Consider the following 14,946-nt stretch of genomic DNA (forward strand, 5'->3'; position numbering starts at 1 on the left):
CGTAGAGGCGAAATCATGAAGACAACCATCGAATTGCCTCTCCTGCCATTGCGTGATGTTGTGGTTTATCCGCACATGGTTATCCCGCTGTTCGTGGGGCGCGAGAAATCTATCGAAGCCCTCGAGGCCGCGATGACGGGCGACAAGCAGATCCTTCTGCTGGCTCAGAGAAACCCTGCTGACGACGATCCCGGTGAAGACGCACTTTATCGTGTAGGCACCATCGCAACGGTTCTGCAGCTGCTCAAGCTACCTGACGGCACGGTCAAAGTGCTGGTTGAAGGCGAGCAGCGTGGCGCGGTCGAGCGTTTCAGCGAAGTGGACGGTCACTGCCGTGCCGAGGTTTCGCTGATTGACGAAGTCGAGGCTCCCGAGCGCGAGTCGGAAGTATTTGTCCGCAGCTTGCTGTCGCAATTTGAACAATACGTTCAGTTGGGCAAGAAGGTCCCGGCTGAAGTGCTGTCTTCGCTCAACAGCATCGATGAGCCAAGCCGCCTGGTCGATACCATGGCCGCGCACATGGCGCTGAAGATCGAGCAGAAGCAGGAAATCCTCGAAATCATCGATCTGTCGGCCCGGGTCGAGCACGTTCTGGCATTGCTGGACGCCGAAATCGATCTGCTGCAAGTCGAAAAACGCATTCGTGGCCGCGTCAAAAAGCAAATGGAGCGCAGCCAGCGCGAGTACTACCTGAATGAGCAGATGAAGGCCATTCAGAAAGAGCTGGGCGATAGCGAGGAAGGCCATAACGAAATCGAAGAGCTGAAAAAGCGCATCGATGCCGCTGGCTTGCCAAAGGACGCGCTGACCAAGGCTCAGGCCGAGCTGAACAAGCTCAAGCAAATGTCACCGATGTCCGCCGAAGCAACCGTTGTGCGCTCCTACCTCGACTGGCTGGTTCAGGTGCCGTGGAAGGCTCAAAGCAAGGTTCGCCTGGATCTTGCGCGCGCAGAAGACATTCTCGACGCCGACCACTATGGCCTGGAAGAAGTCAAAGAACGGATTCTCGAATACCTCGCCGTGCAAAAACGCGTGAAGAAAATTCGCGGCCCGGTGTTGTGCCTGGTCGGTCCTCCGGGGGTGGGTAAAACTTCTCTGGCGGAGTCGATTGCCCATGCGACAAATCGTAAATTCGTACGCATGGCCCTCGGCGGCGTACGCGATGAGGCGGAAATTCGTGGTCATCGCCGGACTTATATCGGTTCGATGCCAGGAAGATTGATTCAAAAGATGACAAAGGTTGGCGTGCGCAACCCACTTTTCTTGCTCGACGAAATCGACAAGATGGGCAGCGACATGCGTGGTGATCCGGCGTCGGCTTTGCTGGAAGTGCTCGATCCTGAGCAAAACCACAATTTCAACGATCACTATCTGGAAGTCGACTACGACCTGTCCGATGTGATGTTCCTTTGCACCTCGAACTCGATGAACATTCCTCCGGCGCTGCTCGACCGGATGGAAGTGATTCGTCTGCCGGGTTACACCGAAGACGAGAAGATCAACATTGCCGTCAAATACCTTTCGCCCAAGCAGATTCAGGCCAACGGCTTGAAAAAAGGCGAGCTGGAATTCGATGCCGAGGCGATTCGCGACATCATTCGTTACTACACCCGTGAAGCCGGTGTACGTGGGCTTGAGCGCCAGATTGCCAAGGTTTGCCGCAAGGCGGTCAAAGAACACTCGATGGAAAAACGCTTCTCGGTGAAGGTCACAGCCGAGCTGTTGGAACACTTCCTGGGCGTGCGCAAATTCCGCTACGGTCTGGCCGAGCAGCAAGATCAGATCGGTCAAGTGACGGGCCTGGCCTGGACTCAGGTGGGTGGCGAGTTGCTGACCATCGAAGCCGCAGTCGTGCCGGGTAAAGGTCAGTTGATCAAGACCGGCTCGCTGGGCGATGTCATGGTCGAATCGATCACCGCTGCGCTGACGGTTGTTCGCAGTCGCGCGAAAAGCCTGGGGATCCCGCTGGACTTCCATGAGAAGCGCGACACCCACATCCACATGCCGGAAGGGGCGACGCCCAAAGACGGTCCTAGTGCGGGTGTAGGCATGTGCACGGCACTGGTGTCAGCGTTGACCGGGATTCCCGTGCGCGCCGATGTTGCCATGACCGGCGAAATCACCTTGCGCGGTCAGGTTCTGGCGATCGGTGGTCTTAAAGAAAAACTGCTGGCGGCACACCGTGGCGGTATCAAGACGGTGATCATTCCTGAAGAGAACGTTCGCGATCTGAAGGAAATTCCTGACAATATCAAGCAAGATCTTCAGATTAAACCGGTTAAATGGATTGACGAGGTCCTGCAAATTGCGCTGCAATACGCGCCGGAGCCCTTGCCGGATGTGGCTCCCGAGATAGTTGCAAAGGATGAGAAGCGCGAGTCTGACTCTAAGGAAAGAATTAGCACGCACTAGTACGTATTAGCCTGGGGGGCTTCCTTGACAGTTTTTTAGAGCCCTTGTTATAAAGCGGCTCTTAAGTGTCTGTAGGCCATTCAGCACTCGTTTTTGCTTTCACCAAAAAACTTAGAATCATCTCAAATAGATATAAGGGGACTTAGAGTGAACAAGTCGGAACTGATTGATGCTATCGCTGCATCCGCTGATATCCCGAAAGCCGCTGCTGGCCGTGCGCTGGACGCAGTAATCGAATCCGTCACTGGCGCTCTCAAGGCTGGCGACTCTGTTGTTCTGGTTGGTTTCGGTACTTTCTCCGTCACCGATCGTCCAGCTCGCATTGGTCGTAACCCACAGACCGGTAAGACGCTGGAAATCGCAGCAGCCAAAAAACCAGGTTTCAAAGCCGGTAAAGCACTGAAAGAAGCTGTTAACTAAGCCTCACTCGGTTTTTTGCCTATCCGGGTCGGGGTCATTCCTGACTTGGCAGCGGAGCGGTAGTTCAGTCGGTTAGAATACCGGCCTGTCACGCCGGGGGTCGCGGGTTCGAGCCCCGTCCGCTCCGCCAGTTACGAGAAGGCGCATCCTCGGATGCGCCTTTCTTCTATCCGGATTCTACCCACGCTCCACGGTTGCCTAAATTGAAGTTCAACCGTTTCTGGGGGACGCATGCTGCAGAATATCAGGGACAATTCACAAGGCTGGATTGCCAAGACCATCATTGGGGTCATCGTTGCACTGATGGCTTTGACCGGTTTCGACGCCATCTTCAAGGCCACCACCCACCGCAATGATGCGGCCAAGGTGAATGGTGAAGAAATCAGCCAGAACGAGCTGAGTCAGGCGGTTGATATGCAACGCCGTCAACTCATGCAACAGCTGGGCAAGGACTTCGATGCTTCCTTGCTTGATGAAAAAATGCTGCGCGAGGCGGCTCTGAAAGGGCTGATCGACCGCAAACTGTTGCTGCAAGGCGCAGAAAAATCGAAATTCGCTTTCTCCGAAGCTGCACTGGACCAAGTGATCCTGCAAACGCCTGAATTTCAGGTCGACGGCAAGTTCAGTCCTGAGCGTTTCGACCAGGTGATTCGTCAGTTGGGCTACAGCCGTATGCAGTTCCGCCAGATGCTGGCTCAGGAAATGCTGATCGGCCAACTGCGCGCCGGTCTGGCAGGTAGCGGTTTCGTCACTGATGCACAGGTGCAGGCTTTCGCCCGTCTGGAAAAACAGACCCGCGACTTCGCAATCCTGAGCGTCAAGGCGGATCCTGCGGCGGTAAAGCTGACCGACGAAGAGGTCAAGGCTTACTACGACGAACACGCCAAAGAGTTCATGACGCCTGATCAGGTGGTCATCGATTACCTCGAGTTGAAGAAGGCTGCCTTCTTCGATCAGGTTTCTGCCAAGGACGAAGACCTGCAGGCGCTGTATCAGAAGGAAACCACGAACCTGGCGGAACAACGCCGGGCTGCGCACATTCTGATCGAAGTGAATGACAAGGTGAACGAGGCGCAAGCCAAGACGAAGATCGAAGAGATTCAGGCGCGTCTGGCCAAAGGCGAAAGCTTCGAGGCCCTGGCCAAGGAGTTCTCGCAGGACCCGGGTTCGGCAGCCAATGGCGGTGACCTCGGTTATGCAGGTCCAGGCGTTTACGATCCGGTCTTTGAGAAAGCGCTGTATGCGTTGAACAAGGATCAAGTCTCGGCGCCGGTACGCACTGACTTCGGTTTCCATTTGATCAAGCTGTTGGGTGTTGAAGCACCGGCTGTGCCGAGCTTTGCCAGCCTGAAAGACAAGCTGACCAAAGAACTGAAAACCCAGCAGGTCGAGCAGCGTTTCGTCGAAGCGACCAAGCAACTGGAGGATGCGTCGTTCGAAGCCTCCGATCTGGCTCAGCCGGCTCAGGATCTTAAGCTGACCGTTCACACTTCTGCGCCGTTTGGCCGTGAAGGTGGCGAAGGTATCGCGGCCAACCGTGCCGTGGTCACTGCAGCATTCAGCCCGGAAGTACTGGATGAGGGTGCCAACAGCATCGGCATCGAGCTGGATCCGGAAACGGTCGTGGTGCTGCGTGCCAAAGAGCATCGCAAGCCTGAACAACTGCCACTGGAAAGCGTCGCTGCGAGCATCCGCCTGCTGTTGACCAAGGAACACGCGAGTGCTGCTGCCAAGACCAAGGCTGATGAGCTGATCGCCAGTCTGCGCGATGGTAAAACGCCGCTCGACAGCCAGAACTGGAAAGCCACCAACGCGGCGACTCGTGCTCAGGAAGGGGTTGACCCAACCGTGCTGCAAGCGTTGTTCCGTATGCCAAAGCCTGCCGCCAAGGACAAGCCGACGTTCAGCAGCGTGACCCTGACCGATGGCAGTCTGGTGATCGTACGCCTGAACGGTGTGAACGAAGCCGCAGCGCCTTCTGAAGAAGAGAAGGCTCAGTATCGTCGCTTCCTCGCGTCGCGCATTGGCCAGCAAGACTTTGCGGCCTATCGCAAGCAGCTGGAAAGCCAGGCAGACATCAAGCGTTACTGATGCCTGACTGACTCTGCGGGTTGTAAACAAAGACCCCGGCCGAAAGGCCGGGGTCTTTTGTTTTGTGCGGTTCAAGGGCGGGCCGGATTTTTTGGCCATCCAGCCGTCACGCGGCGGCCAAATTGCGGATGTTCATCGATCATCTGTGTGTGCGACTTTTTCCGGTAAACGATGGTCAGTAGACTTGTAACGCTTACAAGACATTAATCCATGCGCCGTTACGGGGTGATCTGTTGCACAATACGCCCCGGATCGTTTTCTTCAGGATGTTCAATGTTCAAATCATTCCACGTGCGTGCCGCCGGGCTGGCGTTGGTACTGGCAGCCGCAGCCGGTTGCACCAAGGACCAGGCCATCTATGAGCATGAAAATTTCGATGATTCCGGGACGTTTTCACGCAAATACCCGGTTACCGATGTTGCTTCTTGCGAAGCCGCCCGTCGGGCATTGCTGAGCCAGGGTTACATCATCACCAGCACTGACCCGAAGCTGGTCAGCGGTCACAAGAGCTTTCAGCAGACCGGCGACACGCATATGGAGATCAGCTTCAATGTGGTCTGCGCCGAAGACAGCAAGCATCACGCGACGATGTTTGCCAATGCTTTGCAGGACCGCTATGCGTTGAAGAAAACCAACAACTCCGCCAGCCTCGGCGTCGGTGTGTTGGGCTCGGTGTCGATGCCGATTGGTTCTTCCGATGACTCGATGGTCAAGGTTGCCAGTGAAACCGTATCGTCCGGGAAGTTCTACGAGCGGTTTTTCACGCTGGTAGAGCTGTTCCTGCCGCCTGATGCGAAGAAAGAGGCGCATATCATCGAGAAGCCAAAGACCGATCTGGGTGTGCCTGAACCCAAGGCAGCCCCCGCAGCTCCGGCTCCAGCGCCCGCAGCGACGCCAGCGCCAACTCCCGCGCCTGTCGTACCTGCGGCGGCCGAGCCGGTGCCGGCTGCGCCAGCACCAGCGGTCAGTGCGCCGATAGAGCCGGTATCTGCCGCATCGGTGCCTGTTGCGTCAGCGCCCGAGGCGGCGTCGATTGCGCCTGCGGTGACTGTCGCACCGACACCGGCGCCTGAAGTCATCACGCCACCGGCGAATCCGAGCTCGTTGCCGGCACCGACCGAGCCGATTCCGGCATTGCCATCGTCCGGCCAGTAATCTGAGTTCGAGCGCTGCGGGGTCGAAGCCCGATCCCGCAGCGTTTCTTCGGACGCATCTACGCTACCGAAGGCTGATTTCCTTCAGCTTTTATTCGACGTTTATTCAAAGTCTCCCGTGATAAATTCTTGAGTGCCTGCTACGTTTTATGAGCAGGATCGCTTCCGCGTGCCCGCGTCATTTTTCTTTCATGCGGGCACTTTATGCTGATGGCGAAGGTCATTGGTACAGCGGTTTTAATTCGACTCAAAAGGACATCTCAATGGACGATTATCAAGAAGAGCTGCTCGAATATCAGGCGTTTGAACTGGATCCACTGGAACCCGCCGAAGACGCCACGGAGTTGTAAGGCAGCAGCTACAGGCCTGCCGCGTCAGGCGGATTGCCTGTGACTGCGGCGAAACTCACCAGGTGTCTGGTTGTTCCAGCGCTTGAAGGCGCGCTGAAAGGCTTCGGCTGAGGCAAAACCCAACAGGTAGGCGATTTCACCAAAGGCCAACTCCGTGTCACGGATGTACGTCATGGCCAGATCGCGGCGGGTGTCGTTGAGAATGGCGCGAAATTGCGTACCTTCTTCGGCGAGCTTGCGACGCAAGGTCCAGGTTGGCAGCTTCAGGCGTGCCGCCACTTCTTCCAGGTCGGGTTCGCGACCACCATTGAGCAAAGGCCCCAGCAACTGAGTGATGCGTTCACGCAGGCTGCGGGTGCGGGTCAATTGCTCCAGTTCCCGTTCACACACTTGCACCAGGTGTCGCCAGGTACTTGGGCAGTGCTCGGGGTTGCGCAGGGCCAGGCTGGCCTGACTCAATCTGAGCTGGTTGTGTTCGGCGCCAAACTGGATCGGGCAGTCGCCCAGCACCGCGTAGCGCTCGCGGTAATCCGGCTCGGCGAACTCGATGTCGATGCGTTCAGCGCGTAGCGGCTCAGGGCTCAGACTGGACAACTGCCGTAACCAGCCGGCGATGATAGAGTCCACCACAAAACGGTTATAGACGTTGTAGGGGCTGATGGAATAGAACCGCAGCCACGCACCCTGGACATCTTCATGGAAACTCGACTGGCCGCGGTAGTTGGAGCCGTACAAGGCTTCAAAGCGAGTCAGGCAGCGTGCCGCCTCGCGCACGGTCGGCGCCTGAGCGGCAGTAACGCCGGCCAGCCCGGCCTGGCTGAGGCGGCTGAGTTGACCCATGCGCAGACCCAACGCCGGGTCGCCAGTCAGTTGAATCGCCGCGTGGCCCAGGCGCATGTAGCGCGGAATCGACAACCGGGCGCCGGCTTCAGCTAACCGCGCCGAGTCGAGGCCGTATTGTTCAAGCAACGGTTGCGGGTCCAGACCGTGGCTGCGTACGGCGTCAGCCAGACTATGGACGAAGCCGACCGACAAATCCCCGAGGCGCATTGGCTGTGGTTTCATCACTTACAACCAGATGTTCAGCAAACGAGCACCGTGGGCTTCGCGGTCGGCGAAGTGTTGGCCGTTGCTGCTGAGAAAGCTCTGGCCGGCGCTGCCCTGATCCCAGAATTGTCCACGCAGGAACACGCTGACCCCGGCGTTGGCCTGACTGATCGGCCGCTGGCTGGTCAGCGTCAGGCGATGCCAGGCTTGGCCTTCGCTGAGCTCGCCGGGTTTGAGACGGATTTCGCTGGGCGTCAATGGCCCTTTGTAACCACGCCAGGGTTTGTCCCAGGCCCCGCGGCCTTTGACAAAGGCCGGCACGGCAATCAGCTGAGCGCCCTGGTCATTGAGCTTGCGGTAATTGTCCGGATACCAGCTGTCGTTACCGATCAAAACGCCCAGACGTCCGGCCGGCGTGTCGATGACGTTGATCACTTGATCGGCGCTTGGCTGGGTTAAGCCCTGTTCATCGAAGGCCGGGCTCAGTTGACGCTGTGGCTGGCCGATCGGCAAGCCATCGCGACCGAACACCAGGCTGCTGTTGTACAGCGCGCCACGGCCGATGTTCAGCGTACCGTCGCTGACGCTGGGTTCGGGCAACACGATGCTGCCTGCCACCAGGGTGACGCCGAACTCTTTGGCCAGCCCACCGAACAGCGTCTGATACTGCTTGGCCATGCTTTTGGCTTTCATCCGCAGGTGCGCGTCATCCAGACGGTTATCGCCCTTGGCGCTGATCAATGCACGAAAAAACGACAGGGGATTACTCACTGCCAGCCAGTTCATGGCGTCATCAAGCGTGTCGGCCTGATACAGCTCGTCTTTTTCGCCGCTGACCATTAACCAGGTACCGATGTGTTCCGGCAGCACGACGATGGTTTTTTCGTTCAGCAGGCCCCGTTCGCGAGCCTGCTGCAAATAGGCCGCGAGCTTGCGATGCAGGTGCTCGGGGCTTTGATAGTCAGTGGGGAACAGCTCGGGCTGAATACCCAGCAGGTTGCCACGGTCGGACGGAACGCCCTGGTCAACCGCGAGTTTGATGCGCAGGTCCGAGAGGTAGTGGCCGGCCGGGCGATCAGTGGTCCACATCGCGTACGCCGCGATGACGGCGATCAACGCCATGGAGACGGTCATATAAAGAAGTTTGCGCATGGGGAAACAGTAAGCGGCCGCGTGCAGGGCAGGCTTTTCAAATGGAATTGGATCAAGGATAAAGCGAATCAAGGAGTTATTGGGTGAGTTTCTGTTTTCTCTGGGTTATTTTTTCGCTTGAGGCTGAATTTTTGCTCCAAATACCAGTAATGAGTGGATTGGTAAATCGGAGATTTACGTATTTTGGATAGGATGATAGCAATTATGTGCCCGGCATTGCGGCGAGAAAGGAGATCGTTCGACGCGATGTGACGCCCGGCTTCGTCGTTGCGGAATTAATCGCCTGGCTCGGCTCCTAGTGCGCGATGACACGCCGTCCGAGTTGGCCGCTCTAAGGCAGGAAGCCAAAGACTACGGCTGGCGGCAGGTGGTGCACGAGCGCGAGAAGCGCACCAAGCCACTGTACCGGATCGCCAAGTCGCTGCTGCCCAGGCTTGCAATCTCGCAGCAGCATTTGCGTTTTTACGCGAGCCTGGCGAACCTCTACACCGTTCACGATTTGCGCCACCTCAAGGCTGAGCAAACCCATCTTTACCTACTGTGCTATGCCTGGCAGCGCTACCGGCAGATCACCGATAATCTGGTCGACGCTCTGGGTTACCACATGAAAAAACTTGAGGATGAGAGCAAAGCGCGCGCGAACAAGTCCTTTGTCGTCGAGCAAGTAAGCCGCCAGCTGGGAACACCAGAAGTCGGGCGTTTGCTGCTGTTCGACATTGGGTACCGCAACGCGTCGGACAGCGTGCCAACCGCGATTACTGGCGACATGCACGGCGCCAACAAGACTAACTTCGCTATCCTGCACTGGTCCGGGCAGCGTGGCGACACATCCTCCTGAACGGACACTACACGTTCCATAGCGACGGGCAACTCATCGACCTGGATGCGCTCGTGGCGGGTTTGGAGTTGGGGGGACGGAAATTTCTGGGGTTCCGGCTTACATTCCCTTACCTGTAACGGCTCGCGGTGAAGCGGCCGAGCTCTCAATCAACGCTAATTACGGCTCACATTATTTGCAAGCTCGCGGAGGAAACTTGACAGAGGATCGCAAGGCGGTACGGAGTATGGGCTGTTCACAATCGCTTCGCGGCCATTCGGTCACTCCCGCCGAATAAGTCATGTGGTTGCTGGCCTCAAGTGTAATGGAATTCACTACGACTGTTTTCAAAGGCAGATTTGCCGCTCATGGTCGTCCTGAATGTCATGGCTTCACCGTGACCGAGCGATGTGGTTTGCTCAGCATAATCAGACAAGTCCAATTATCACCAGTTATCAGATTCTTCATGCTAAGGGTAATAGGGGCAGCGCAGTAATGTCCGTTACCGCATGCTCCTTATACTCGGACTCGGCGTTAGCCGAGTCTTTATATGTTGGGGTGGTACGGTCATCGTCCCAGTGTCAAATCTGTAACCTGAGGAATAATTGTTATGTCTTTTCTGCGCACTTTGACAGTGGCTTCGTTGCTCACTCTTACCGCTGGTTGTGCCAGCGGGCTGAACTCTTTTCAAGAAAATGAGTTGAATCATTATCGCGCAAACAACCTTGTCCTGGAGGAGAAGAGCCCTGGTGCGGGGGCTGCTCTCGGCTTGCTGCCTGGTGGCGGCTCTTTCTATGGTCGTTCGTACGGTACGGGGGTTGTCAATCTACTGAGTTGGCCTCTGTCGATGATGTGGGATCCGGTTAGCGGTTATCGGGCGGCTGAATCCATCAACTTTCAAGCGACCAAGGCTCATGTCGCTCGTTTGATGGAGCGAGAGCTGGGTGCACTGGATAGCCAACTGCGTCTCGGGGAAATCGACATGAAAGCCTATGCACTGAAAAAGCGTCAGATTGAACAGAAGTATACCTATAGTTCGTAACGTTCAACATCTGAGCAACCATGACCGATGTTGTATCTGCTGCTGGCTGATGGATTAACGTCCAAAGACCTCCGCAATCAGCGACAGAGCTCGGCGTCGGTAGTGCGCTCTCTAGGAGAAGGGGCTTGAAGGGGTGAGCGACCTGCCTCGAAGTGGCCGGCCTTGCACTCTCAGCACTCAAAAAAGGAAGGAGGTCCTCCGGCGCGAGCCTCGTGAGGCGATGCAGTGGAGTGTGCACCTTTGGGCCCAGTATGCCGCCGCGATGACTTGCCATGATTTTTCTGCCAGTACGGCCAAGGTCAATGCCTCATATGCGGTCTACGGTCCATCATCGGTGGCTATGGTCGTTCATCCCGATGATATGTTTTGTGCCGAGAGATTTTGTGAGCCGACTATCAAGCTAATACCACTGTCGGTGAACGACAGTTGGTGTCGTGACACTGGCCCTGCTTTTATCTGTCATACCAAGCATGGTGTGGCTGGAATCAATTGGGGTATCAATGGTTGGGGTGGCAAGGCCAAGCATGAGTTGGATGCAACCCTGGGACGGCGCATCCTCGAGAATCAGGGCCTGGAATGTCTTGTCGTGCCGCTGATAAACGAGGGTGGTGCTATTCATGTCGACGGTGAGGGTACGTTGATCACCACTGAGTCGGTCTTGCCGAATGCTAACCGCAATCACGGCATGGATAAGCTTGAGGTCGAGGAATACTTCCGACTGTGTTTGGGGATCGAGAAGACGATCTGGTTACCGGGCGATCCGAATGACGCCACCGATGACATCACAGATGGTCATGTCGATGGCATTTGCGCCTTTGCCCATCCGGGGGGGTGTTGCTTGAGTCCACTCGCCAACAGGCGACTCCCTACGCCGAAGTGTTTCGTGAGAATCGCCGCGCCCTCGAACTGGCGCGAGATGCACGGGGCCGAAAGTTTGAATTGATTTCTTTATATGAGGCTGAGGGGGTGGAAGCGTGCAGTGACATATTCTGCACGTCTTACAGTAACTTCTATATCACCAAAGGTGGCGTGGTGATGCCAAGCTATGGGGTGGTGTCCGATCAGTTGGCAGCCGAACCGTGCGGCGGGTTTTTCCGGATCGCACGTTGGTGCAAGTGTCGATCAACAACCTTGCACATGGAGGGGGCGGGATTCATTGCATGACTCAGCAGCAGCCCGCCTCGCCCGTATAGCCTGAGGTGCTGGGTGCAGCTACACCAAGTCGTTTTATAACTAAATATAGGGCGCTTGAATAAAAGAATTTATTGTCCATGCAGTGGAGTGTCATGGGTATTCGGTGTGTGGCAGTGCTCGTTCGTTCGTTCGTTCGACGTAAGTAACTCGGGACTCTATAAGGTTACGCCGCCCATTGTTGATTGGACGTCTGTTGTGCATATCTCGATCCGTCTATGCCTATCAACCAGTACCCGAACAGCATCGACGACGACCGCGTGGGAGTGTAAGCACTGCTGGGGACCAGCCGGTCCAGTTAGAATAGGCGGCCGAGCTTAGTTGACCACTACAGTTTCATTGAAGCTAAACCGTTCAGTTTGTGTGGCAGGTGCGCTTCACCTGATAGGGAGATCTTTTTAAGGGTTTTTATGGATGGACAAGCCTGAATTTGACGTGGCGATTTTGGCGATCTCTATGTGAAGTTGTGTGCTTTTTGATATGACTTTAGTGTGGAGTCCCGTGACTGAGTTTCTTGAAGTTGATCTTCCTTACCTTGAGCTCGTCTATGTACGAGAATAATTGGCTTCGCCTCGGCGTAGTATGAACAAGTGAATACCATGAAGTTAAATTTAAACCGTGAACAATGGCTACTGCTGATTTCCACAGGGGTGATGGGCATTATCGCAGTGGCCTGCATGTCCCTCGGTGGGGTGATCGGGTCCAACTCGCTGTTCTTCGATGGCGTCTCGACTATGGTGGCGACCCTGATTTCCAGCGTCATGTTCCTGGTCGCGTCCTTGATTGCCAAGCAGAATAGCTCCCGTTTCCAGTTCGGTTATTGGCATTTTGAGCCACTGATCATCCTTCTCGAGTGCGGTTTTTTACTGCTCGCTGCCACCTTTGCGTTCTATCGGGGTATTGATCTCTTGGTGCATGGAGGCAACCATATACCGGTCGGGTTGGTCTTTTTCATTGAGCTATTCTTCGCTCTGTTTGAGTTCGGTTACTTCTTATACCTGCGTGCAGCGAATCGAGACGTCGGGTCGGAACTGGTACGTATGGATGGACTCGGTTGGTTCTCCGATTCCTGCATGTCGCTGGCTATCGCGCTAGGTTTTGGTCTCGCTTGGCTGGCACAGGGAACCCAATTCGACTGGCTCTCGCTGTATATGGACGGGGTTGCGCTCCTGCTGGCGGCGACGCTGGTGGTGTTCAGTGTATTGGGGAGGGTAATGCCTGCGGTTAAGCAATTTCTTGGGGTTTCGCCGCGCTCTTTGGATGCTGCGGTGACGGGAGTAGTCGGTGAATTCGTCAAGAAACATGGCTTCGTTGATTTTACTTCTTATGTGCAGGAAGTAGGGCGATCTTCAGTCATCGAAATCCACGTCATACTGCCGTCAGGGTTCGATGTGGGGGCTATCGACACTCTCGACTCCTGGCGTGAGGTGATCGCCATACAGATTGGAGAGGCATCGCCAGATAGGTGGCTGTCGATTTCATTCACGGCTCAGAAGCGCTGGGCGGATTGATCCTTGGCTGCATGTTGAGGCACTGAAAGAGCGTGTGCCGCGGTGAGCCTGTAGCAAGCAGAGGACTCGGTGGGTCGGGTTATCCGTATGGACTAGGTCAGATTCGGTATCGACGCGATGCGCACTTTCATACTGAAGAAATATTGATTTCCATTAATGATGGTCAGCCCGGTTCGTCTGGTGCACTACTAGATCTAGAAGCTTCAATTTAAAACGCCGCAAACATCAAGGTGTGTGACGAGGCTGCCACTGACGCTGGATACGCGTGGGAAAATCGGCTCAGCTGCATCAAGCGTGCAGGCAACGGGAGAGACCGCAGACCTCTCCATTGAGCCGGGTATTATTAGAGGTATCGCTTCGCTCTGTGAATATGTGTCTCTAGCAGAATGAGTAGAGCTGGGCCAGTTAGCCGAGCGGTAAGGTTTTATTTTTGAATAAAGTTCAGTCCGCGAGCCGATTTATTTTTGGGGGGGCGAGTTTTCCGCTCTTTTGATTATCGCCATTTTTGATTTGCAGATAGACTTCGCGACGAAGTATTGATACCCCGCTTGGGGTCGATATTTTAAGTTTTACGTGCTCTAGATCAACGGCTAGTACCGTTATGGTTATATCATCGTTGATGCGTATGGATTTATTGATGTTGCAGCTAAGCACTAACATTGGTGACTCCCTTGTTTTTTGTAATAACTCCTGCCTTCCAGGAAGCCTGAGTGGTTAAACGTCTGACTGCGGAAGGTGAATTGGACATTGACCCGCGCATAACAACCCGGCTGTTCATGCCCATTGAGCGGGTCACCTCTCGATGAGGAGAATTATTTGTAAGTAAGATATTTTGCTTCACGCAAACCGATATCGATGCCGAAAAATTTTATTGGCTTTCCGATGGCATTTCATAGCTAAGACCTCTGCGCAGACCCTCCGCATTTAAGTCTTCCTGGCTTTTGCATAGTTGGTTCTTTAGCAGCATCTTGATGCAGGGATGATTGTGCTTGTCTTAAATGTTGAAGATATAGGACTAGTCCTATTTTTTTCTATGGCTTGTTTTTTTGTTGACCTGAAACGAGTAAAGGAGGCTGATTCAAAAGGACGTTTTTTAAAGCTGTAGTAAATTTTTCTCGCGATTGGCCGCTTAACCGTAGCTTGTTTGTAGGCATGCGAACCCGGTTGTTTACTGATTAGCCTCAGCTCCCGCATCAGTGCTGCACACTTTGAACCATCCGATCTGCTCGCCATCTTCCTGCACCATGGACATGATACTGCGGCTGCCGGCAGCGCTTCGACTTTGCGTGAAAAGCTTGCTTACGCGGCAGCGTTCGATATCCGGAGTTCGGCACCTGAGACGATGGGCTTAGGTGTTCAGTCTAGGAGAGTCATGGTGCATCCTTAAAGGGTCATGCCCACTGTAAACATGATCGTGGAGGCAGAGCCTATCCCTACGATTGAAACCGTTGGCGCACGTATACAGCATGACTTCAAAGTCTATTAATGATTAGGTGCTGTGCACACTAGGCTCTGTACGGAAACTGCCTGCGTGTCGACCAGACTGCGTTAAAAACAGGCTCGGACGAACGGAGTGAGAGCGTCCGAAGGACGGCCCGAAGGGGCCGCGCAGCGGATACTGCTCATTTAGGCCCCTAAAGTCGGATGCGACCCCAGCCGTTCCTCGCCTGTTTTTGCCTTGCCTGATCGCCGCTCGGCGAGTTTTCGTACAGACCCTAGCATTGATTTCTATATGAAAATATCCTTGCCAGCCCATTGC

General features: G+C 55.1%; 10 protein-coding genes, 1 tRNA gene and 4 pseudogenes. 11 read left to right on the forward strand and 4 right to left on the reverse strand.

What is annotated here, in order from left to right; all coding sequences use genetic code 11:
• Positions 1-15: 15 nt before the first annotated feature.
• The 7 genes and pseudogenes from lon (at position 16) to NTD87_RS04885 (ending at position 6,427) form a co-directional block, all read left to right on the forward strand.
• Positions 16-2,412 carry an endopeptidase La gene (lon, locus tag NTD87_RS04860; protein ID WP_262112257.1) on the forward strand — a complete coding sequence of 799 codons (2,397 nt, stop codon included), beginning with the start codon at positions 16-18 and terminating at the stop codon, positions 2,410-2,412.
• A gap of 147 nt (positions 2,413-2,559) precedes the next feature.
• A complete protein-coding gene (locus tag NTD87_RS04865; protein WP_002552737.1) occupies positions 2,560-2,832 on the forward strand; it encodes an HU family DNA-binding protein in 273 nt (90 codons plus the stop codon).
• 53 nt (positions 2,833-2,885) lie between these two features.
• A tRNA-Asp gene (locus NTD87_RS04870) sits at positions 2,886-2,962 on the forward strand.
• Between the two features lie 101 nt (positions 2,963-3,063).
• Positions 3,064-4,923: a SurA N-terminal domain-containing protein gene (locus NTD87_RS04875; RefSeq protein WP_262112260.1), complete on the forward strand. Its 1,860-nt coding sequence runs from the start codon at positions 3,064-3,066 to the stop codon at positions 4,921-4,923.
• Between the two features lie 86 nt (positions 4,924-5,009).
• A pseudogene (locus tag NTD87_RS27985) lies at positions 5,010-5,105 on the forward strand (LysR family transcriptional regulator); the annotation flags it as partial.
• A 91-nt stretch (positions 5,106-5,196) separates the two neighbouring features.
• On the forward strand, positions 5,197-6,078 hold the full coding sequence (locus NTD87_RS04880; RefSeq protein ID WP_262112261.1) for a DUF2242 domain-containing protein: 882 nt from the start codon (positions 5,197-5,199) through the stop codon (positions 6,076-6,078).
• Between the two features lie 148 nt (positions 6,079-6,226).
• Positions 6,227-6,427 (forward strand): hypothetical protein, encoded by a 201-nt coding sequence (locus NTD87_RS04885; RefSeq protein WP_262112262.1) that lies wholly within the window; start codon positions 6,227-6,229, stop codon positions 6,425-6,427.
• 24 nt (positions 6,428-6,451) lie between these two features.
• On the opposite strand, the gene NTD87_RS04890 is transcribed toward NTD87_RS04885, so the two are convergent.
• Together NTD87_RS04890 and NTD87_RS04895 are read right to left on the reverse strand one after the other, a co-directional pair.
• Positions 6,452-7,492, reverse strand: a complete 1,041-nt coding sequence (locus NTD87_RS04890) for an AraC family transcriptional regulator (protein WP_262112263.1) — start codon at positions 7,490-7,492, stop codon at positions 6,452-6,454.
• Between the two features lie 3 nt (positions 7,493-7,495).
• Complete coding sequence (locus tag NTD87_RS04895) at positions 7,496-8,626, reverse strand: nitrilase-related carbon-nitrogen hydrolase (protein WP_262112265.1); 1,131 nt, start codon at positions 8,624-8,626, stop codon at positions 7,496-7,498.
• A gap of 277 nt (positions 8,627-8,903) precedes the next feature.
• Between NTD87_RS04895 and NTD87_RS04900 the strand changes: the two are divergent.
• From NTD87_RS04900 to NTD87_RS04915, 4 genes and pseudogenes are all read left to right on the forward strand, one after another.
• Positions 8,904-9,335, forward strand: a pseudogene (locus NTD87_RS04900) (Tn3 family transposase); the annotation flags it as partial.
• Between the two features lie 718 nt (positions 9,336-10,053).
• Positions 10,054-10,485, forward strand: a complete 432-nt coding sequence (locus NTD87_RS04905; RefSeq protein ID WP_262112266.1) for a hypothetical protein — start codon at positions 10,054-10,056, stop codon at positions 10,483-10,485.
• Between the two features lie 340 nt (positions 10,486-10,825).
• Positions 10,826-11,678 (forward strand): annotated as a pseudogene (locus tag NTD87_RS04910) (agmatine/peptidylarginine deiminase).
• A gap of 597 nt (positions 11,679-12,275) precedes the next feature.
• The gene (locus NTD87_RS04915; RefSeq protein ID WP_262112268.1) at positions 12,276-13,187 is read left to right on the forward strand and encodes a cation diffusion facilitator family transporter; all 912 of its coding nucleotides are present in this window, start codon (positions 12,276-12,278) and stop codon (positions 13,185-13,187) included.
• Positions 13,188-13,628: 441 nt separating this feature from the next.
• On the opposite strand, the gene NTD87_RS27990 is transcribed toward NTD87_RS04915, so the two are convergent.
• Both NTD87_RS27990 and NTD87_RS04920 read right to left on the reverse strand, forming a co-directional pair.
• On the reverse strand, positions 13,629-13,847 hold the full coding sequence (locus NTD87_RS27990; RefSeq protein ID WP_410017462.1) for a carbon storage regulator: 219 nt from the start codon (positions 13,845-13,847) through the stop codon (positions 13,629-13,631).
• Between the two features lie 462 nt (positions 13,848-14,309).
• A pseudogene (locus NTD87_RS04920) lies at positions 14,310-14,532 on the reverse strand (IS3 family transposase); the annotation flags it as partial.
• Between the last annotated feature and the right edge of the window lie 414 nt (positions 14,533-14,946).

It is taken from the genome of Pseudomonas sp. 6D_7.1_Bac1 (assembly GCF_025465945.1).
GTDB lineage: Bacteria > Pseudomonadota > Gammaproteobacteria > Pseudomonadales > Pseudomonadaceae > Aquipseudomonas.

Coding starts and splice junctions, on each gene's coding strand:
- lon (WP_262112257.1), top strand. CDS start 16: ATGAAGACAACCATCGAATTGCCTCTCCTGCCATTGCGTGATGTTGTG.
- NTD87_RS04875 (WP_262112260.1), top strand. CDS start 3,064: ATGCTGCAGAATATCAGGGACAATTCACAAGGCTGGATTGCCAAGACC.
- NTD87_RS04880 (WP_262112261.1), top strand. CDS start 5,197: ATGTTCAAATCATTCCACGTGCGTGCCGCCGGGCTGGCGTTGGTACTG.
- NTD87_RS04885 (WP_262112262.1), top strand. CDS start 6,227: ATGAGCAGGATCGCTTCCGCGTGCCCGCGTCATTTTTCTTTCATGCGG.
- NTD87_RS04890 (WP_262112263.1), bottom strand. CDS start 7,492: ATGAAACCACAGCCAATGCGCCTCGGGGATTTGTCGGTCGGCTTCGTC.
- NTD87_RS04895 (WP_262112265.1), bottom strand. CDS start 8,626: ATGCGCAAACTTCTTTATATGACCGTCTCCATGGCGTTGATCGCCGTC.
- NTD87_RS04905 (WP_262112266.1), top strand. CDS start 10,054: ATGTCTTTTCTGCGCACTTTGACAGTGGCTTCGTTGCTCACTCTTACC.
- NTD87_RS04915 (WP_262112268.1), top strand. CDS start 12,276: ATGAAGTTAAATTTAAACCGTGAACAATGGCTACTGCTGATTTCCACA.
- NTD87_RS27990 (WP_410017462.1), bottom strand. CDS start 13,847: ATGTTAGTGCTTAGCTGCAACATCAATAAATCCATACGCATCAACGAT.